This is a genomic window from Pseudomonas sp. AK-TSAG1-1, from assembly GCF_056821665.1.
The window spans coordinates 3950617-3968783 of the sequence record NZ_CM165965.1; the positions used below are offsets into that span (position 1 = coordinate 3950617).

The 18167-nt window shown below is 57.4% G+C and carries 17 protein-coding genes and 2 pseudogenes; 10 read left to right on the plus strand and 9 right to left on the minus strand.

The window, feature by feature from the left end; all coding sequences use genetic code 11:
• The first annotated feature begins 11 nt into the window (after nucleotides 1-11).
• The 3 genes and pseudogenes from AC1UK9_RS17495 (at nucleotide 12) to AC1UK9_RS17505 (ending at nucleotide 896) form a co-directional block, all read left to right on the plus strand.
• On the plus strand, nucleotides 12-212 hold the full coding sequence (locus AC1UK9_RS17495; protein WP_482580489.1) for a CPCC family cysteine-rich protein: 201 nt from the start codon (nucleotides 12-14) through the stop codon (nucleotides 210-212).
• Nucleotides 200-382: pseudogene (locus AC1UK9_RS17500) on the plus strand (RHS repeat-associated core domain-containing protein); the annotation flags it as partial. The gene AC1UK9_RS17495 and the pseudogene AC1UK9_RS17500, both read left to right, overlap by 13 nt.
• A gap of 67 nt (nucleotides 383-449) precedes the next feature.
• Nucleotides 450-896, plus strand: coding sequence for an SMI1/KNR4 family protein (locus AC1UK9_RS17505; protein WP_482578128.1), 447 nt, complete (start codon nucleotides 450-452; stop codon nucleotides 894-896).
• A gap of 738 nt (nucleotides 897-1634) precedes the next feature.
• Here the strand turns inward: AC1UK9_RS17505 and AC1UK9_RS17510 are convergent.
• The 3 genes and pseudogenes from AC1UK9_RS17510 to AC1UK9_RS17520 form a co-directional block, all read right to left on the minus strand.
• Nucleotides 1635-2150: an SMI1/KNR4 family protein gene (locus AC1UK9_RS17510; protein ID WP_482578129.1), complete on the minus strand. Its 516-nt coding sequence runs from the start codon at nucleotides 2148-2150 to the stop codon at nucleotides 1635-1637.
• A gap of 2 nt (nucleotides 2151-2152) precedes the next feature.
• The gene (locus AC1UK9_RS17515) at nucleotides 2153-2596 is read right to left on the minus strand and encodes an HNH endonuclease (RefSeq protein WP_482578130.1); all 444 of its coding nucleotides are present in this window, start codon (nucleotides 2594-2596) and stop codon (nucleotides 2153-2155) included.
• Nucleotides 2509-3309 (minus strand): annotated as a pseudogene (locus AC1UK9_RS17520) (RHS repeat domain-containing protein); the annotation flags it as partial. The pseudogene AC1UK9_RS17520 and the gene AC1UK9_RS17515, both read right to left, overlap by 88 nt.
• 41 nt (nucleotides 3310-3350) lie before the next feature.
• On the opposite strand from AC1UK9_RS17520, the gene AC1UK9_RS17525 reads away from it, so the two are divergent.
• Nucleotides 3351-3779, plus strand: a complete 429-nt coding sequence (locus AC1UK9_RS17525) for a hypothetical protein (RefSeq protein WP_482578131.1) — start codon at nucleotides 3351-3353, stop codon at nucleotides 3777-3779.
• Between the two features lie 36 nt (nucleotides 3780-3815).
• Here the strand turns inward: AC1UK9_RS17525 and AC1UK9_RS17530 are convergent, their stop codons facing one another.
• On the minus strand, nucleotides 3816-4628 hold the full coding sequence (locus AC1UK9_RS17530) for a VanW family protein (protein ID WP_482578132.1): 813 nt from the start codon (nucleotides 4626-4628) through the stop codon (nucleotides 3816-3818).
• Between the two features lie 217 nt (nucleotides 4629-4845).
• Here AC1UK9_RS17530 and AC1UK9_RS17535 point away from each other — a divergent pair, with 217 nt between their 5' ends.
• A complete protein-coding gene (locus tag AC1UK9_RS17535) occupies nucleotides 4846-5652 on the plus strand; it encodes a glycosyltransferase family 2 protein (RefSeq protein WP_482578133.1) in 807 nt (268 codons plus the stop codon).
• 328 nt (nucleotides 5653-5980) lie between these two features.
• Here AC1UK9_RS17535 and AC1UK9_RS17540 read toward each other — a convergent pair whose 3' ends face one another.
• The 5 genes from AC1UK9_RS17540 to AC1UK9_RS17560 form a co-directional block, all read right to left on the minus strand.
• A complete protein-coding gene (locus tag AC1UK9_RS17540; protein WP_025109894.1) occupies nucleotides 5981-6565 on the minus strand; it encodes a hypothetical protein in 585 nt (194 codons plus the stop codon).
• Nucleotides 6566-6845: 280 nt separating this feature from the next.
• Nucleotides 6846-7916 (minus strand): lipocalin-like domain-containing protein, encoded by a 1071-nt coding sequence (locus AC1UK9_RS17545; RefSeq protein WP_473012974.1) that lies wholly within the window; start codon nucleotides 7914-7916, stop codon nucleotides 6846-6848.
• Complete coding sequence (locus AC1UK9_RS17550) at nucleotides 7906-10377, minus strand: ABC transporter permease (RefSeq protein WP_482578134.1); 2472 nt, start codon at nucleotides 10375-10377, stop codon at nucleotides 7906-7908. The genes AC1UK9_RS17545 and AC1UK9_RS17550 overlap by 11 nt, the downstream gene beginning before the upstream one ends.
• Nucleotides 10374-11027, minus strand: a complete 654-nt coding sequence (locus AC1UK9_RS17555) for an ABC transporter ATP-binding protein (protein ID WP_482578135.1) — start codon at nucleotides 11025-11027, stop codon at nucleotides 10374-10376. The genes AC1UK9_RS17550 and AC1UK9_RS17555 overlap by 4 nt, the downstream gene beginning before the upstream one ends.
• Before the next feature lie 195 nt (nucleotides 11028-11222).
• Nucleotides 11223-12920, minus strand: a complete 1698-nt coding sequence (locus AC1UK9_RS17560) for a sulfatase-like hydrolase/transferase (protein WP_482578136.1) — start codon at nucleotides 12918-12920, stop codon at nucleotides 11223-11225.
• A gap of 390 nt (nucleotides 12921-13310) precedes the next feature.
• Here AC1UK9_RS17560 and AC1UK9_RS17565 point away from each other — a divergent pair, with 390 nt between their 5' ends.
• Genes AC1UK9_RS17565 through AC1UK9_RS17585 form a run of 5 tightly spaced genes read left to right on the plus strand, consistent with a single transcriptional unit; the run spans nucleotide 13311 to nucleotide 18156 of the window.
• Nucleotides 13311-14663: a UDP-glucose dehydrogenase family protein gene (locus tag AC1UK9_RS17565; RefSeq protein ID WP_025109889.1), complete on the plus strand. Its 1353-nt coding sequence runs from the start codon at nucleotides 13311-13313 to the stop codon at nucleotides 14661-14663.
• On the plus strand, nucleotides 14660-15697 hold the full coding sequence (locus AC1UK9_RS17570) for an NAD-dependent epimerase (protein WP_025109888.1): 1038 nt from the start codon (nucleotides 14660-14662) through the stop codon (nucleotides 15695-15697). The genes AC1UK9_RS17565 and AC1UK9_RS17570 overlap by 4 nt, the downstream gene beginning before the upstream one ends.
• A gap of 18 nt (nucleotides 15698-15715) precedes the next feature.
• Nucleotides 15716-16462: a sugar transferase gene (locus tag AC1UK9_RS17575; RefSeq protein ID WP_473012978.1), complete on the plus strand. Its 747-nt coding sequence runs from the start codon at nucleotides 15716-15718 to the stop codon at nucleotides 16460-16462.
• Complete coding sequence (locus AC1UK9_RS17580; protein WP_025109886.1) at nucleotides 16462-17109, plus strand: CpsD/CapB family tyrosine-protein kinase; 648 nt, start codon at nucleotides 16462-16464, stop codon at nucleotides 17107-17109. The genes AC1UK9_RS17575 and AC1UK9_RS17580 overlap by 1 nt, the downstream gene beginning before the upstream one ends.
• Nucleotides 17110-17130: 21 nt before the next feature.
• Nucleotides 17131-18156: a polysaccharide biosynthesis/export family protein gene (locus tag AC1UK9_RS17585; protein WP_025109885.1), complete on the plus strand. Its 1026-nt coding sequence runs from the start codon at nucleotides 17131-17133 to the stop codon at nucleotides 18154-18156.
• Nucleotides 18157-18167: the final 11 nt, after the last annotated feature.

Here is an 18167-nt window from a genome sequence, read left to right on the forward strand (position 1 = left end):
TTGAAACTCTGATGCCTTGCCCGTGCTGTAAATATCGCACGCTTTCAGTGCTTGGTAATTATGAAATTTGCGACCTATGCAAATGGGAAGACAATGGAACTAGCAACCTTGACACTTATAGCGGCCCAAACCACATGACTCTTCGGGAAGCAAAAGAAATATTTGCAAAAAAAACCGAGAAGCTTCCTTTGGATAAATGGGTGAAAGACTGATCGCGGAAAGCAGAGAAAACCGCGACCGCAGTTACATCTACGAACCGGGTACCTTGCGCCCGCTTGCCATGATCGATGGTGAGGGCCTGCGTCAGGCCACTCCGTTCTACTATCAGCTTTACCGCTTGGGAACATCGCAGGAACGGACCGAATACAGCAACGAGATCATGTGAGCTGCCAAGTACCGCGAAAAGCATATTGGAAAGAATAAACCAAAGACTTTGAGTGAGCAAAATCATGCATAACTATCAAGATTTGATAACAAAGCTCGACAATTCCGACGAAGAAACTTTTTGGCTCGGCCCCGCCACTACTGAGCAAATTAAAAAACTCGAAATTATTTTAGGCATAAAACTAACTGAAGATTTCGTTGATTTCTTGAATGTATGCGGTGGCGGTGGAGCAGCAGGCTCAGAAATATGCGGGATTGAGAACAATGATGCGACTTTAGACAATGGCGGAACTGTAAATTACAGCACCGTGTACTGCCGATCAGAATTTGAACTGCCTAGCAACTTTGCAGTGATTTACTTAAAAGATTACGAAGTTTGCTGGGCAATTGATTGTGGACCCACGGAGAACGGACAGATCACTAGCTACGATCTGTTTAAGAAAAAGCCGTCAAAAAAAATAGCAGACAACTTTTATTCATTCTTCAAAGAATACGTCGAACTTAGAACCTGACTTTTTTCAACCCTGAATTATCTGGCAAGCAGCAAGGGCATTCCACATTCGATTTTCTAGACGTGGTCTTGCCCCGAACAGATATCTGTATCTCGGCCTCCGAAGGTAGAATGTCCATCAATAGCCTAGCCGAGGCGGAGGGACATAAAGGCAAATGGGACAGATTTTTTCCGGCTTGCTCCCCTTTCGATTCAAAAGGGACTGAAAATAAATACGTCGCCCTTTTTCTACATTTCACACTCACCAAAAAGCTGTCGTCGTCAGCTCATTCGCAAAAAAACGAGCTGTGTCTTAACTTTGCTATTGTATGTGTCTTTTGACCTTAGAACCCAATGAGAAGAAATTTTTTCAGTGATTTCAAAAAATTCTAGTGCGAACGGTTTGGGGCATTCATCATACGAGTCTGCGCATATGTAAATCCATGGGCAATCATCCCAGAACTCTATGCCGTAAATTGTATGTTCTTTTCAATTTCCACCTCTAGCCAACTGTCGCTGATTGAGATAGAGCGCCTCAGTATTGTTGCAGTGTCTTGCGTAAAGCTGTTGTCTATTTTGTTTGTTTTGCATCTGACTTTCATTTATTTTCATAGTCCCCTGGTGGCACAAATGTTCCGTACCTAGTTCTAGGGCCTACACAAAGAGCCATATGGCGAGTAAATCAGGGGTAATTCACCCCGGATCGGAGCATGGACAATGTCTATGACATCCGACTAGGGCAATTCTGAATTGCGATTTTCTAAAAATTAAACTCGGCACTGATTACTCCGCCGTCATCTTTTGAGTTGGTTTCATCATTGTCAGGTATGAGTTGCTCGAAAAAATTAGTAAAGGATGGCGCAATTAGAAATAGTGATAATGCATAATCTTTTGCTTCGTGATACCAGTAATATACTTCTTCTGTATTTTTGTTAATGCAAAATTGATCTCCTCCACCTGATTCACCAAAAGTGTAGAAGTCACTGCGTATTTGGTTCGAATACATTTCATTCTTGTAGTGTATGTTGTTTGAGTCTGAAGCTAGTCCGTATAGTACATCCAGAAATACGAAGCCGTTTTTGTCACCGATAGGCAGCTCTTTAGATATTTTGAATTTTGCACCATTGGAAAAGACAATGGCTGTCTTGAATCTGTCAAGGAGCTTTTTCAAGTTTTCTGTGATTTTAATATCGCTTTGCAAACTGTTGCGGGGCCGTTTTGTCTCGAAAGACATCGACTCGGCGCCGAGTTCGTTTAAAATCTTATCATATGACATAACTAATTCCTCATGTCCGAAGCAGAGCCGATATGGGGGATGTTTCCATGTAGGTCTGTTGGTATTAACTGAATAGTCTCTTTATCAAGATGGTGTGGTGTGAACCCAGCTTGTCGTAGCAGTGGTCTAGCAGCATTGGCACTTCTCAGGCCTCGATCCTCTTTCAGTCTTTCATAGACTTTTTTGAAGTCTTGATCTGTTCCATCTACTACACCAGGTTTTAACTTGACAGTACCTTTGGACCACTGTGAAAAGTCGGGACGACCATTGACGAAAGGAATAGCCCCCCCTTTGGTTACCTCGTTGACCTCAGGAATGTCAGAGTACCAAGGGCTTTCCCCCGGCTTTCCTTTCCAGTCAGCCCCCCCGCTAGTTTGATCGGGTCCGGGGTCAAAAAACTTCCAGTGTTCGGATTGTAGTAGCGATAGCGATTGTAGTGTAGACATGTCTCGGCATTGAAATACTGACCCTGGAACCGTAACGGGTTATCGATTTCACTGATTTCCAATGCCGCGAGATTGCCGTAGGTTCGATACTTTGCCGACCACATGATCTCGCCGCTGTAATCGGTGAGTTCCTGCGGAGTGCCAAGATGGTCGAGTTGGTAATAGAACGGTGTAGCCCTGAGCGGGCCTTTGCCGTCGAGCATCGCCAAAGGTCGGAAGGTGCCCGGTTCGTAGACGTAGCTGCGGTAGCGGTTCTCAGCGCTTTCAGCGATCAGCCGTTCACCTTGCCACAAGAACTCTGTGGTCTGGCCATCAACGGTCTTCTCAATGCGGCGGCCGAAGGCGTCGTATTTATAGGACGCGGTGCTACCGCCCGGCAGGCTGACGCCGATGAGGCGGTGCTGACAGTCGTAGCGATATTCGGTGACGAGTTTCTGCCCAGTACCACGGCGCTCACGGCTTAGGTTGCCGTGAGCGCCGTTATCGTAGTGAGGATCACCCTGCATCAGCAGGCGGTTGACTTTGACGTTGGCGAGGTTGGTCGCGGGCAGATCGTTCTGGCCGAGGAGGTTGCCTGCCGGATCATGTACAAAGCTTTCTGGCATAGCGCCACGGATGCTGATCAGTCTGTCCAGCGGGTCGTAGTGGTAGCTGCGTTTGCCTTTGCGGCTGTCATCGATACCGGCAAGGTTGCCGTTGGCGTCGCAGTCATAATAACTGGACCGCCACCTTCGAAAACAACGGTGAATTCCGCATGGGAGCCGAAGGCTGGAGCTTGCTCCTGCAAGGGCCTGACGGCAGAAATATCAAATACTTCGCGGACCAGATCATTTTGGTCAACGATGATGACGGCACCCAGGCTAATTCGTGCATTCGTCTATCCAGCGATGGTATCTACGGTTATTTGAGTACGGCCGTTGACAGCTGCTGGGTGATCGATTTTTCGCGGTGCATGATCGCCCCGCACCGAGTGAGCATCCATCACTACCATGAAGCCTATGACGATAGCGTGGCAGCTTACGAACAACCGGCTTTTAAGCGTGCGAGGCAATACATCAGTGTGGTTGGAAGGTACATCTATCTGACCTTCCCGCTGACCAAAGATGAAGACTTCCCCAAGGTATGGGAAGAGTATCTGTCCATACGCAAACACCAACTGGATGAGCTCTATTTCAGAAACTGATCAGTGGACGCCAGTATCATCGTAGCTATTGGCGCCCTACCCAATCAACTCGTCCATCACCTCATACTTAACCACCACCCGATTCCGATACAACCTCACCCTCTCCACCAATTCCCCCACCTGCCCCTTCTCCCGCACCTCCCGCCAGATCTCATTCTCCCGATACACCCGCTCCCCATCCCGCACAAACCGGTGCCCTTCCTGAAACACGTGATACCGATAATCCCGCACCCGATCGCACAACAATTCCCCCTCCAGCTGCGTCTCCCCCACGTTCAACTTCAACTGAAAAGTCCGATCCGTCGGGTTGTGCAGCACCAGATCTACGTAGTTATAGAAAATCGCCGCGCCGGAACCGAATGGCAATACTCGCCCCTCGTCCGGGAATGGATCGAAGCTGTGGTTGGAGCGTTCAACGACCACCAGTGGTGAGTGAATCGCCATCCAGTGGATCAGGTTGCTCAGCTGGCAGATTCCGCCGCCGATACCGCGTCGCGCTTCGCCGAAGGACAGTTCCATGCCTTCGACGTAGCCGCGTTTGCGGGTTGGCCGGCCGACGAGGCGGCAGAAGGAGAAGTGTTCGCCGGGGGCGATGATGACGCCATCGATGGCGGCGACGGCGAGTTTTAGGTTGATGACTTTGTTGTGTTGCAGGGCGAGATCGGAGTCGCCGAGTTTGCGGATAAGTTTCGAGGTGTGTTTCAGGTAACGAAATGGCAGACGCTCAGCGCCAGCAACAAGGCTTGCATAGCGTTGGCTGGAGCAGTGCCAGGCGATCTGGCGGAACAGCCTTTTTTGCCAGACGCGCAGCCAATACAAGGCTGGGTGGTAGAGCGAGAGTGGTTTCATCCGTGAGTCTACGGCGGGCGCCGTTTGTTCCTTGAGGCGTGAAAAAGGACGCGCAGTTTAGCGTGTGGGCCGGCTTAAGTCGTGTGTGAGGTGTCTGGGCTCGACACACTTCGACCCACTTCCTCATCGGCAAATTAAGCTTCAACTAAGGTTGCGTCGCTAGCATCCCGGCCCGACAGACACCTGTCACCGATCAACCGTGGATGAGCGTCCCGACATGAGCCAGTTTGATTTACCAGCCGTTACGCAGCCGAATTTCAGTCTTGTATTGGTAAATTACAAAACCCCGGACATCACCCGGATGTGCCTGGAACTGTTGCGCCAGCACGTTCAGGCGCAGCGCATTCCGGTTTGGGTGGTGGACAATGATTCGGCGGATGCCAGCCTGGATTACTTGCGCTCGCTGGACTGGATCAATCTGATCGAACGTCCCTCTGCCGGCAAAGAAGCTGGGCATATTGCTCATGGCAAGGCGCTGGACATGGCATTGGAGAAAGTTGAAACCGACTATCTGTTTCTGCTGCACACCGACACCTTTGTCTACGACAAGGAAGTCTTCGCGATGATGCTGCGTGAGTGCACCAAGACTGCGGACATCGCCGCCGTCGGGTGTGTCGAGCAAATTAATCGTGGGGTTGTGAGAGACACCTGGCGATTAACTTCGCGCTTTTGCAAACATTATGTTCGCCGGGCCAAAACCTCGTTGGGCTTGCGCAGCAAAGAGCCGAAACCTTATCGGGAAACTCATCTAAAAAGTTTCTGCACGTTGTGGAACGTCAAATTGATGAAGTCCCTGGGGCTGCACTTTTGTATGGATGACCGGGTGCCCGGTTATACCCTGCAGGATCGAGTGACAGCGTTGGGCTACGGCATCAAGCTGTTGGCGCCGCGCAAGATCTTCCGCTATCTGGATCATATCCAGGCAGGAACCGTCGCAGCTGCCGGCACCTACGGTAAAAATCACCGCCGGACCCGGATGTACGAGGCCACCCTCAAACGCTTTGAGGGGCAGGCATCGGCGTAATCACGGGCACAAAAAAGGGCGACTTCAAAGTCGCCCTTTTTTTGTCTGAAATTGTATACATCCGCTCCGAAGAGGTGTTCGCCCAGTGTAATGGCCTGGCAATCCATGCACCGGTAAAGAGCCCTGACACTGGGCGAACGAGAGGGATTTTAATAGAAGTTGGCGCATATGTCGTCATTCATAAAGGTAAAGATTATGTACGAAAAAGTTAATAGATATTTATCGATCAATTCTTTCGCGAAACTTTCAACCTGCTGCATCACTTATTTCAGATGATTGTTCTCATACAATAATCTGTACAAGAACAACCATCCTGTAGAGTTAATACTCAGCTTTCATGCTGACTGGTCACTTTTAATATATCTGTGTAAGTGACGATAACGCTCTGCCCTTCTTTCAGATCCTTCAGCTTGGCTTGAATTTCTGGCTTTTTCACGTCGAGGATTTTCGACTGGCCCGCCGGGTTTTCCAGGGTCACCTGATTCTTCTTCAAATCAATTTTGGTGATTTTCAGTTGCACCTGAACCTGGCGATACGCTTCGCCACCCGGGTTTTCACTGCCCGGAGCCTTGCGCAACTCGCCGCTGCGCTCGACAGTACCAGGCAGACCTTTATCCACATCGGTATCCAGGTAGGCCGCCACGGAGCGCTGCACTTCAACGTTCACTTGGTCGCCGACCTTGAGGTTGGCCAGATTTTTCGCCTTGTCGCTCAGTTGAACGTGGACCTGGCGACCTTCAGCACCTTCGAGCACGACCTGATGTTTAGCTGCATCGACGGCCAGCACTTTGGTGGTGACCTGATCGGCCTCGAGGGTGGCGGACAGCGGAATATCGGCAGCCAATGCGCCGAAGCTGGTGGCGGACAATACGGTTGCGAGGGTGATGGCCTTGGCCAGTGCTTGGAGCTTCATAAGCGGTACTTTCCCTGTGATGAATGGCAGCACCCGGCGCCAACGCGTGTTCGGCGCCGAATGTGCCACTGAGCATAGACGCTGTTCAGGGCTTGGCTTTGGTTTCTGATGCTGCGTCGGGGGATTGCTGCCAGCAGGTCTGGTCGTCGCTCATGGGGAAGTCCTCGACGGGGTCGCGCAAAGGAGCAGGGAGAAGCGGAGTTCCGGGCAATTGCTTTGTGGGGGCTTTACGGGCGCCTTCGCGAGCAAGCCCGCTCCCACAGGGTTTTGTGTATGGCCGTCAGTACCCGGTCATTTCCAGATAGCCGCGTCCGCCATGGCTGCCGCTGATCCGCACCGGGCCTTCCCAGTAGGGAATGCGCAGGTTCATCCAGGCGTTGGGGTTCAACGCCGACAGGCTGATGTCGAGGTGTTTGTCGGGAATGCTGATCGACCAGCGCACCGGCATCGTGCGGCCGGCGACTTTCGCGGTGTCCTGAGGAGTGAGTTTGATCTGCTCGCCCGTCAGGGTTTGGGTCTGGCCGTCGGTGCTGATCCAGGTGCCGGTCAGATACGGCGCGCCATCGGTTTGCCGGGTGCGAAACAGCATCAGCGATTCACCGCTGTCCAGGTGCAGGGAAAACCAGTCCCATCCAGTCTGGTTGGCCGCCAGCGGTTGGCTGCTCCATTCACGGTCGAGCCAGGCCGGGCCGTTGACGGTGTAGGTCTGCCCGTCGATTTGCAGGGTGCCGCTGGCCTGAAAAAACGGCTGACTGTAGTAGTACGAAGCCTGGCCCTGTTCAGATTTGCGGCTGAAGCCGTTGTCGCCCTGCAACACCAACGGGCGGCTGGACGTGAGGTGCAGTTGATAGCTGAAGGCTTTGTCTGCGGCACTGAGTTGCAGGTCCGTCAGCGGATCCGGCGCCTGACTGGCAAAGCGCCAATCATCAATCCACGCCTCGAACGGTGCCACGTTCACTCCGGCCTGCCCTACGCCACCCCGGGCGTAACGCTCGGCGGCATGGTGCGCGGTGGCCGAGGTCACCGCCGCATGGCCAAGCCAGAGCGTCTGATTGCCCCATCCCGGTGGCTGCGGCGTTGGTTTCAAGGCGCTGCGAAATAACGTCCACTGCACACCGAAATCATGGCCCTGCTGATCCTTCAGATTGGCGGTGACGTACCACCACTCGATACGAAAACCTTCGTGGGCGCCATGATCCGCCGGGAAGCTGAACACCCGCCCCGGCACTACGGGAGTGAACTGAGCAGCCTGATCGCCGAGCCCGGCAAAACCCTTCTGCTCAGAAACAGGCTGATCGCAGCCGCCCAAAAGCAGCAGCGCGAACAGCAGCGCAACGAGGTTAATCCTCATGGGCAAACGTCCTCAGCAGATCCGCCGGTTGCGTGCGGTACAACGAATACAGCGGCCAGGCTGAGGCGAGCAGCGTCGCCAACAGTGCCAACCCCATCAGTTGCAGAAGTTGCAGCGGAAAAATCCGCAGCGGTAAACGCCAACCAAACGCCTGCACATTGATTACCGCATCCAGACACCACGCCAGCGCGATCCCCAGCGGCAGCGCCAGCACCAGCGTCAGCACCGCCAGCAACCAGGTCTGGCCGAGGTTGAGCAGCATCAACTGGCGGCGCGTCACGCCTAACGCCCACAGTGGCGCCAATTGTCCGAGGCGGCTCTGGCTCTGGGTCAGCAGACTGATGAACAGCGCCACACCGGCGACCGCCAGCGTCAGGCTGTTGAGCGCTGCCGTGGCCGCGAAAGTGCGCTCGAACACTTGCACCGACCAACCCTTGAGCCGCGCCTGATCGACGATGCGGCTGTCATCGATCTGGAAGCCCGTTTGCAGCGCAGTCAAAAACGGCGGAATGTCTGGCGGCGCGATGCGCAGGTTGAAACGGTTCGGCGTCAGTGACGGCCACAAACGCAGCAGATGGTTGCTGTTGACCAGCACGTGCCCCTTGGGATTGCCGTAGTCGGCGTAGATCCCGACGATGCGCGGTGTCCACGTCCCCCCCGGGGTCGGCAACGCCAGATGATCACCCGCGCGCACTTTGAGGCGCCGCGCCAGTTGTTCGCTGAGCATGACCGCATCGTCGGTCGCCAGATGCGCCCACGGATCCCCGGCAATCGCGTCAAGCAACGGCCAGTGCTGTCGATAATGCGCATGATCGATCACCCCGAACACATCCGCCGGCCAGCCTTGCACGGTCACCGCCACCTGCCAGTTGGGCAGCACGGCGCTGACATTCGGCTGTTGCTTGAGCCAGCTATACAGCTCGCGGGACTGCGCCGGATTCACCGGGTTGATGTAAAGCTCGGCGCTCAGGCGTTGTTCGAGCCAATCGTTGAAGGTCTGGCGAAAACCGGCGGTCATGCTACCGGCGCCGATGTTGGCGGCCAGCGCCAGCAGCAACGCCATCAGCGCCAGACTCAGCGCCGGCAGTTGCTGGCGACAGTCGGCGAGAAACCACTGACCGAGCACCGAGCGACTGCGCCCGAGCAGTTGATTGAGCACCGCACTGAGCAGCACCGGCAACACCAGCGCAGCACCGAGCAACAGCCCGGCCATCAACACAAAACCGCTGCCGAGGCTGCCGCCCCACACCAACGCCATCAGCGCCGTCCCGCCCAATAGCGACGCCAGCCAACCCTGGCGCCGCAACCAGCGTGCGTGCTGCTGATGCCAGGCCTGCGGATCTGCCACTGCCAACAACGGCAAGCGTGCTGCGCGCAACAGACTGTTGGCGCCGGCCAGCAGCGCGCCGAACAGGCTCAAGCCGACACCGCTGAACCACCACCACGGACTCAGGCGCAACTGCCCCGCCACTTCCGCGCCGTACAAGCCACGCAGGCTGGCGGCGACATCCGGCAGCAACACACTCGCCAGCCAGTAACCGCTGATCACCCCGAACACTCCGCCCACCATGGCCAGCACACCCAGTTCGACGATCAGACTGGCGATCAGCAACCGCGCACTGACCCCGCAGGCGCGCAAGGTGCGCAACAACCCTCGACGCTGTTCCAGCGCCAGGCCAATGGCCGCGTGAACGATGAACAACCCGACCACGAACGAGAGAAATCCCAACGCATCGAGATTCAGATGAAAGCTCTCGGTCAGGCGCGCCAGATTGTTTTCCTCGGCACTGCTTTTCAGTTGCAACTGCCCTTTGAACGCGGCCGGCAGTTCGGCATGAAAATCCTTGGGCAGTAACAGCCGCGACAGTTGCCCGGGTTGTTCGAGCAGGGTTTGCGCAACGCCGATGTCCACCAGCAACACACCCGGTGCCATGTCCTTTTGCGCATGCAGAGGCGGCAGCGTCTGGCCGTTGACGGCCTGCGGCGTGGCGCCTTCGGCGAGGTCCAGCGCTTGCAATGTCTCGGGTGAAATCCACGTACTGCCCGGTGGCGAGAAGAACTCGACGATGCGTTCGATCGGCATCGCCTGCCCGGCCACCGCGGAATCGGTCGGCAGCGACACCGGTTCGATCCCCATCAGTTGCAGGCGCTGGTTGTCGTGATCCTTCAAGACCAGTCGTCCCTGCAGCAGCGGCGAGACCGGCCAGCCTGCACGGCGCAGATCAATGAACCACTGCTGCGCAAACGTCGCGCCATTGGCTGTGCCGAGGCTGGCCTGCGGTTCGCCTCCGATCATCTGGCTGGCCCGGGCGTAACTGTCGCGGGCCTGACTGTTCAGCGCCTCGACGCCGGTCAGCAGACTGGTGGCCAGCCACAGCCCGGTCAACACACTGAAGAACTGCACCGGATGCCGCCGCCAATGGCTGAGCAGCGCGCGCAGGGTTTGCCAGAAAACGTTCACGTCAGCCGGCCGTTGGACAACACCACCCGCTGCGCCAGCCGCGCCGCAACGCGCGGGCTGTGCGTGACCATCAGCAGTGTGGTCGGGGTGTCGTCGAGCAGTTCCAGCAACAGGCGCAGCACTTCATCGCTGGTGGCTTCGTCGAGGCTGCCGGTCGGCTCGTCGGCCAACAGCAATTTCGGCCGTGACGCCAAGGCCCGGGCCAGTGCGACCCGCTGCTGCTGACCACCCGACAACTGCTCGGGATAACGCTTGAGCAATTCGCCCAGCCCCAGACGCTGCACCAGATGCGCCTGCCAACGCGGCTCATGGCGCCCGGCCAGGCGCGCCTGAAACGCCAGATTGTCCTCGACCCGCAGGCTGCCGATCAGGTTGAACTGCTGGAACACCAGACCGATTTCGGTCCGACGCCAGTCGGCCAGTTGCGCTTCATTCATGCTCTCCAGCCGATGCTCGCCGCTACGGATGCTGCCGCGGTCGACCTTGTCGAGGCCGGCGATCAGGTGCAGCAAAGTGCTTTTGCCACTGCCGGATTCGCCCATCAGCGCCAGGCTGCTGCCGGGTTCGAGCGTCAGGTCGATGCCTTGCAGCACCGGTAACGGGCCTTGGGGAGTGAGGTAACTTTTGAAAACGCCTTGAACCTGAAGCATGCCGCCATCCGCTGGGTCAGTGTGGGCCAAGGATAGCGGATAGCGGCCTGATCAGATCAGTGGCGTTTGATCGGGCCTCACCGCTTGCAGGCAAGCTCCCACAGGGATTGCGGTTGTTCACAAAGACTGGGTTCACCATAGAACACTGTGAAAGCGGGCTTGCTCGCGAAGAGGCCAGTTGGCCCAACACAAGTCTCACTCCCCGGCCGCCACACTGGTCGCCGCCTCCCCCGGCGTGACAATGGTCTTCAGATCAATGTGCTTCCACTCAGGCTTGGCCCCCAACCGCGCATTGAAGCGGTAATTGAAGGTGAAGTCGTCCGCCGTCGGCTGGGTCAACGGCTTGCCATACAGCGCTTCGATCCCCGCCAGGTCGTAGCCCATCAACTGCAGCAAGGTCGGAAAAATGTTGTAGTGGCTGGAACGGTCCTTGTTCACCGGTAACGATTGCGCCCAGTCCGGGCCGTGCAACTGATCGCCCTGAATCACCACCAGCGGCACCAGCCCCTCTTCCTCCACCGGATCACCACCGCAGTGAGTATTGAGCCCGGGGTTGCCGCGCTCGTGCAGATCCTGGCCATGATCCGAGGTGTAGATCAGCAGCGCATTGTTCAGATTGGCCTGGGCAAACACCCGGGCAAAAAACTCGCCGACATTCCACAGCACCGTGTTTTTGTAGGCGTTGCGGTACAACACCCAATCGTCCGGCTGGCCGTTGAAACCGTCGCGCTTGCCGGTGTCGGCCACTTCGGTGAACTGCCCGCGGGGCAGCGTCGGCCGATAGGCCATGAATGCGTCGGGGTATTTGTCGTGCACCGGGAAATGCGCGCCGACCTTGTTGATCACCACCAGCTCCGGTTGGTCGTCGTTGAGCAGCTCGATCAGCTTCGCAGCGGCGGCCATGTCGCGATCACGCACGCTGGTCTGGTCAAACTGGACGAACTCGTCGATGTCCTTTTTCTCGGTGTCGGTCATCAGGTTCTGCAGATTGCCGCCGGTGCGCTGGGCGTCAATATAGACGGTGCGCAAGCCGGCCTTTTTCGCGTACTGCCAGATCGACGGCAGCGTGCTGTTGATCCGCATGTAATCGGCGCGGGTGCCGCCGTAGCGCAGGGTGACGTTGGTGTCGGCGCTGCAGTTGGCGATGGACGCGGCGTAACCGTAATTGAAGATGCCGACACCTGGATGCGCCTGCTTGAGGTTGCTGTGCACCCCGAACGGCGCGTTGATGTCCAGGTAATTGCCGGAGATGCTTTCGTCGATGATCAGCACGATGTCGTGATTGACCGCCGCAGTGCTGCGCGCCAGCGTCACCGGCTCACGCGGGCCGACGGTGTTGTGCAGCGCTTCATAGGCAAACAGGTTCAGATAGGCCAGCGGCGTGTACATGATCGGCAAGCCGCGCGCGCCCTCGCCCGCCCGCAGGAACAACACCGCGCTCAGCAGCAAGACCCCGCACACAGGCGCCGCCACCCGCCATGCATTGGGCACCGCCAACGCATGCCGCGGCTTGAGCCCGACGCCAAACAGCAGCAGCAAACCACTGAGCGCGCCATGCATGATCGCGTCGCGATACTGATAGGCGGCTTCCTGGATGAAGCCGCCGGAGTACACCAGCGAGACAAAACTGCTGTAGCTCAGGTAATCAGCGGTAACCCGGGTATATACATCAAAGAATACCGCCGAAACAAACAGCGTTATTGCGAATAAATGACGAATCAGTGCCTGACGAATATAAGCCGTTAGATATAACGCTAAAGTGAGCGCCAAAAACATCGCGCCAAAAAGAAGTACAGCAAAACCGACACCGATAGCCGTTAACCGATCAATGTAATATTCGGAATAAAGCAGCAGATAAACAATTAAAAGCAGTTCTTTCAAATATCGAAACATGGCAATTCCGGTCGTGCGAAACGGCATTGGGTCAATAGTTTGTCGGTCAAAATCTGACACTAGCATCCGGCCATCAAAGCGCAAGAAAAGCCTGACTTTTTCATGAAGCGTCAAAAAACTGTTGACTCAATCCTGACACACTCCAGCGGCTACAAGTCTTTAATTTCAGGGCTTTCGACCGTTTATCGCTTTCTTTGAATTGTGAAAAAAGCGTCAAGAACGGGACAAATCCAGCAATAGCAAGCACTTGATGGCCAATAGCCTGAAAAAAGCCCGGTGTTATACACATGCAACATGTCATTTTGCTGACACGCTTTTCCCTTCCTGCGCTATACCCCTTTTGACAGTTCACTTTCGATCTTCCTCCACCGTCTTACGAGGCACGCCAATATGGACGTGAGCGTATTTGGTACGGGCTATGTTGGCCTTATACAAGCAGCCGCACTTGCCGATGTCGGACATCGGGTTTTATGTGTGGACATTGACCCGAACAAGATTAAACAACTGCAACAGGCTGTTCCGCCTATTAGTGAGCCCGGTTTATCCGCAGCACTGGAGGAAAACATCAAGGCCGGCCGCTTGCTGTTCAGTACCCAGGCCAGTGACGCGGTGGCGCATGCCGAGCTGATTTTCATCGCCGTGGGCACCCCGGCCGATGAGGACGGCTCTGCCGACCTGACCCACGTGCTCAACGTCGCCCGGCAGATCGCCTCGCACATGGAGGCCGATCGCACCCTGATTATCAAGTCCACGGTGCCGGTCGGCACGGCGGACCAGGTGGCCGCCAAGGCCAACGAAGAGTTGCAGCGCCGTGGTCGCAGCAGCCTCAAGGTACGGGTGGTGTCCAACCCCGAGTTTCTCAAGGAAGGCAGCGCCCTCGCCGACTGCATGCGTCCGGACCGGATCATCGTCGGCACCCGTGACGACGCGGCCCGCGAACAGATGAGCGAGCTGTATGCGCCGTTCTGCCGCAACCACGAAAAACTGATGTTCATGGACAACCGCAGCGCCGAGCTGACCAAGTACGCCGCCAACGCGATGCTCGCCACGCGTATCAGCTTCATGAACGAACTGGCCAACCTCACCGAACTGCTGGGCGCCGACATCGAAGCCGTGCGCAAAGGCATCGGCTCCGACCCACGCATCGGCTACCACTTCATCTACCCCGGTTGCGGCTTTGGCGGTTCGTGCTTCCCCAAGGATCTGCGCGCCCTGCTGCACACCGCCGAACACAACGGCATGCCACTGAAACTGCTGCGCAGCGTCACCGACGTCAATGACAGCCAGCGGCACATCCTGTTCAGCAAACTCCAGGCACAGTTTCCGCAAGGCCTGGCCGGCAAGTCGATCGCGATCTGGGGCTTGGCATTCAAACCCAATACCGATGACATGCGCGAAGCCCCCAGCCGCTACCTGATGGACGCATTGTGGGCCGAAGGCGCCAGCGTGCAGGCCTACGATCCGGAAGCCATGTCCGAGTGCCGGCGACTGTACGGCTATCGCGACGATCTGCACCTGTGCGCCACTCGCGATGACACCCTGGAAGATGCCGATGCGCTGGTGATCTGCACCGAGTGGAAGAACTTTCGCGTGGTCGATTTCGAGCTGCTGGCGAGCAAGCTGCGCTCGAAGGTGATTGTCGACGGTCGCAACCTCTACAACCCGGAACACGTGGCCGCCGCCGGCCTGCATTACAGCGGCATCGGCCTGCGCCATATCGCTCCGGAAGGACTGCGCCCATGAAAATCCTGGTCACCGGCGCAGCCGGCTTCATTGGCGCCCATTGTGTGTTGCGGCTGATGCGCGACGGGCACGCGGTGGTCGGCCTGGACAACTTCAATGGCTACTACGACCCGCAGCTCAAACACGATCGCGTGCAATGGGTGCGCGATCAGGTCGGGCATTTCCCGTTGGCGCGGATTGATCTGGCCGATGCCGCCGCGATTGAAGCATTGTTTGTCCGCGAGCAACCGCAAGTGGTGATTCACCTCGCGGCGCAGGCCGGGGTGCGCTACTCGCTGGAAAACCCGAAAGCCTATCTGGACAGCAACCTCTGCGGCTTTTTGAACATCCTCGAAGGCTGCCGGCATCACCCGGTCGAGCATTTGATCTACGCCTCGTCGAGTTCGGTGTACGGCGCCAACCAGCACATCCCGTATTCGGTGCACGACGGCGTCAATCACCCGCTGTCGCTGTACGCCGCCACCAAAAAAGCCAACGAGCTGATGGCCCACAGTTACAGCCACCTGTTCGGGATTCCCAGCACCGGCCTGCGTTTCTTTACCGTGTACGGCCCTTGGGGCCGGCCGGACATGTCGCCGATCCAGTTCGCCCGGGCGATCACCGAAGGCACGCCGCTGAAGCTGTTCAACTACGGCGAGCACCAGCGCGATTTCACTTACATCGACGACATCGTCGAAAGCATCGCCCGTCTCACCGACCACCCGCCGCATAACCACCCGGAGTGGGACCGCGAACACCCCGACGCGGGCAGCAGCATGGCGCCGTGGTGCCTGTTCAACATCGGCGGCCACCACCCGGTGGAGCTGAAAACCTATCTGGCGCTGATGGAAAAACACCTCGGCCAGAAAGCCATTGTCGAGCTCTTGCCCCTGCAACCGGGCGATGTGCTCAACACCTGTGCCGAGACCGATGATCTGGCCCAGGCCACCGGGTTCCAGCCCCGGATCGAGCTGGATGAAGGACTGGGGCGTTTCATCGCCTGGTTTCGAGACTACTACCCCACTGTCTATCGCCCACGCGCCGCTCGCGGCTGAACATCAGCGGAGGACCCCATGACTGGACATGAGCAAGGTGTACCGATCAATCAGATGCGCCGCGACAAGCGCATGGACCCCGAGCACCGAATGCGCCTCGATACCGCCATCCACATGCAGGGCCGTGGCTGGTTGACCGGCCGCGACGGTGGCCGGCCATGGACGCTGTCACGCACCAACCGCGTAATGGCCTGCGTCGGGGCGCTGGTGATTCTGGTGGTGTTTTCACCGCTGCTGCTGGGCCTGGCGCTGGCCATCAAGCTCACCAGCCCGGGGCCGGTGATGTTCGTGCAAAAACGCACCGGCTATCGCGGCCGCAAATTCGGCATGTACAAGTTCCGCACCATGGTCTGCAACGCCGAAGAGCTGAAGGAATCGCTGCGCCACCTCAACAAGCACGGAGCCGACGCCATCGATTTCAAGATCGACAAGGACCCACGCATCACCGGGATCGGCGGTTTCCTGCGGCGCACCAGCCTCGACGAACTGCCCAATCTGATCAACGTGGTCAGTGGTGACATGCGCCTGGTCGGCCCACGGCCGACTTCGTTCAACGCCTACCGCTACAAGGACAACCACCTCGCCCGCCTGAGCATCTACCCCGGCATGACCGGCCTGTGGCAGATCTCCGGGCGCAGCAACATCGACTTCGACCAGCGCGTTGAGTTGGACCTCAGTTACATCGCCGAGCAAAGCCTTTTGCTTGATCTGAAGATCCTGTTGAAAACCCCCTTCAAAGTATTCAGCGGCCACGGAGCAAGCTAATGGACGGTTCAACCAACAAAAGCCTGAGCATTGCCAACCCCAGCGAATCGAACCTGATCTCGACCGTGCTGGATCTGGATCTGCGGATCCTGTTTCTGACCGCCGCCAACCCCGGCGCGGGCACCACCACCAGTGCCCTGGCACTGGCCAGCCAACTGGCGCAGATGAGCAGCGGCCAGGTGCTGCTGGTCGATGCCAGCCAGTCGGCCAGCAACCTCACGCAACAACTGAACCTGAGCAAGGAGCGCGGCCTGCGCGACCTGTTGTTCAACCCCGACAGTCCGCCGCTGTTGCAGGACTGTGTGGTGCAGGTGTCGAGCTTGCCGTTTCACATCCTGCCCAACGGCCGGCCGATCCGCACCATGGAGCACCTGACCGCCGAGCGCCTGAGCCCGTTGCTCGACCAATTGGGCAGCCAGTACCGCTTTGTGGTGATCGACGGTGACGCGGTGTACTCCGCCGCCGACACGCTGGTGCTCGGGACCCAGGTCGACGGTGTGGTGTTCGTGGTCCGTGCTGAAGACACCCGCTGGGAAGTCGCCCAGGCCGCTGTGCAACGCCTGACCCAGGCCGGGGCAAAAGTGGTCGGCAGCGTGTTCAACCGGCGCAAGTACTACATGCCCAAGTGGCTTTACAAAAACCTGTAAGCAAACGCGAAGGATGACGCCATGAACGCCAAGATACTTGTTCTGCTGATGCTGCCGCTTGCAGGCTGCTCCAGCACTCCCGAAACCCAGAACATGCCGGTGAATATCCTCACCGCCACGCCGGCCAATGCCCAGGCGACCGACATGCCCAAGGTCGAACAGACCCTGCGCCCGCAAGATGTACTGGATGTGATCTTCCATATCAGCACCAGCGGTTCGGACGCCTACCGCGTGCAGTCGGGTGACCAGATTGGCCTGAACTTCACCGCGGCCAGCCAGCTCAACGGCAACCAACTGGTGTTGCCCGACGGCACCATCAACCTGCCTGGCGCCAACACCTCGGTGAAAATCGCCGGGCTGACCGGCGACGAGGCGCGCGAAGAAATCCAGCGCGCCTATCAGCGCAAGCAACTGTTCCAGCCCAACCGCAATCAGCTGACGGTGCAGGTCATCAGCCCGCTGACCAATGAACAGAACCTCAAAAGCGCGCTGAATCACCCAGCCACCGGCATGAGCCGCGAGATCACTGTGGGCAACGACGGTTATGCGAGTTTCCCGGAAATCGGCGCGGTGCCGCTGCAAGGCATGACCATCAACCAACTGGAAACCTTCCTCAACCAGAAATACGCGCAGTTGCCCGGGAAGATGAGCGTCGATGTGATGCTCAAATCCACCGCCGGCAACGAGATCTACGTGCTCGGCGAAGTCGGTCAGCCCGGTTCCTACCCGATCCGCCGCCCGGTCTCGGTGCTTGAAGCGTTGACCCTGGCCCGTGGCACCAACGTCAAGGCGCGTCTGGATTCGGTGGTGATCATGCGCCGCAACGGCAATCAGGTGCAGGCCGTGCACTACGACGTGGAAAAAGCCCTGGCGGGCGACGCGTCGCAGATCGCCTACCTGCAACCGGACGACATGCTGTTCGTGCCGAAAACCAAACTGGCGAGTGCCGGCGATCTGGCTCGGCAACTGGCAGACGTGGTGTTGTTCCAGGGCGTGGGCTTCAGCTTCGGCTACCGCGTCGACAACAAAAGCAGCAGCAGTAACTGACTCTCAGGTGA

Excerpts from the sequence above, each read along its gene's own strand:
- AC1UK9_RS17495 (WP_482580489.1), top strand. The coding sequence starts at position 12 with ATGCCTTGCCCGTGCTGTAAATATCGCACGCTTTCAGTGCTTGGTAAT.
- AC1UK9_RS17505 (WP_482578128.1), top strand. The coding sequence starts at position 450 with ATGCATAACTATCAAGATTTGATAACAAAGCTCGACAATTCCGACGAA.
- AC1UK9_RS17510 (WP_482578129.1), bottom strand. The coding sequence starts at position 2,150 with ATGTCATATGATAAGATTTTAAACGAACTCGGCGCCGAGTCGATGTCT.
- AC1UK9_RS17515 (WP_482578130.1), bottom strand. The coding sequence starts at position 2,596 with ATGTCTACACTACAATCGCTATCGCTACTACAATCCGAACACTGGAAG.
- AC1UK9_RS17525 (WP_482578131.1), top strand. The coding sequence starts at position 3,351 with ATGGGAGCCGAAGGCTGGAGCTTGCTCCTGCAAGGGCCTGACGGCAGA.
- AC1UK9_RS17530 (WP_482578132.1), bottom strand. The coding sequence starts at position 4,628 with ATGAAACCACTCTCGCTCTACCACCCAGCCTTGTATTGGCTGCGCGTC.
- AC1UK9_RS17535 (WP_482578133.1), top strand. The coding sequence starts at position 4,846 with ATGAGCCAGTTTGATTTACCAGCCGTTACGCAGCCGAATTTCAGTCTT.
- AC1UK9_RS17540 (WP_025109894.1), bottom strand. The coding sequence starts at position 6,565 with ATGAAGCTCCAAGCACTGGCCAAGGCCATCACCCTCGCAACCGTATTG.
- AC1UK9_RS17545 (WP_473012974.1), bottom strand. The coding sequence starts at position 7,916 with ATGAGGATTAACCTCGTTGCGCTGCTGTTCGCGCTGCTGCTTTTGGGC.
- AC1UK9_RS17555 (WP_482578135.1), bottom strand. The coding sequence starts at position 11,027 with ATGCTTCAGGTTCAAGGCGTTTTCAAAAGTTACCTCACTCCCCAAGGC.
- AC1UK9_RS17560 (WP_482578136.1), bottom strand. The coding sequence starts at position 12,920 with ATGTTTCGATATTTGAAAGAACTGCTTTTAATTGTTTATCTGCTGCTT.
- AC1UK9_RS17565 (WP_025109889.1), top strand. The coding sequence starts at position 13,311 with ATGGACGTGAGCGTATTTGGTACGGGCTATGTTGGCCTTATACAAGCA.
- AC1UK9_RS17570 (WP_025109888.1), top strand. The coding sequence starts at position 14,660 with ATGAAAATCCTGGTCACCGGCGCAGCCGGCTTCATTGGCGCCCATTGT.
- AC1UK9_RS17575 (WP_473012978.1), top strand. The coding sequence starts at position 15,716 with ATGACTGGACATGAGCAAGGTGTACCGATCAATCAGATGCGCCGCGAC.
- AC1UK9_RS17580 (WP_025109886.1), top strand. The coding sequence starts at position 16,462 with ATGGACGGTTCAACCAACAAAAGCCTGAGCATTGCCAACCCCAGCGAA.
- AC1UK9_RS17585 (WP_025109885.1), top strand. The coding sequence starts at position 17,131 with ATGAACGCCAAGATACTTGTTCTGCTGATGCTGCCGCTTGCAGGCTGC.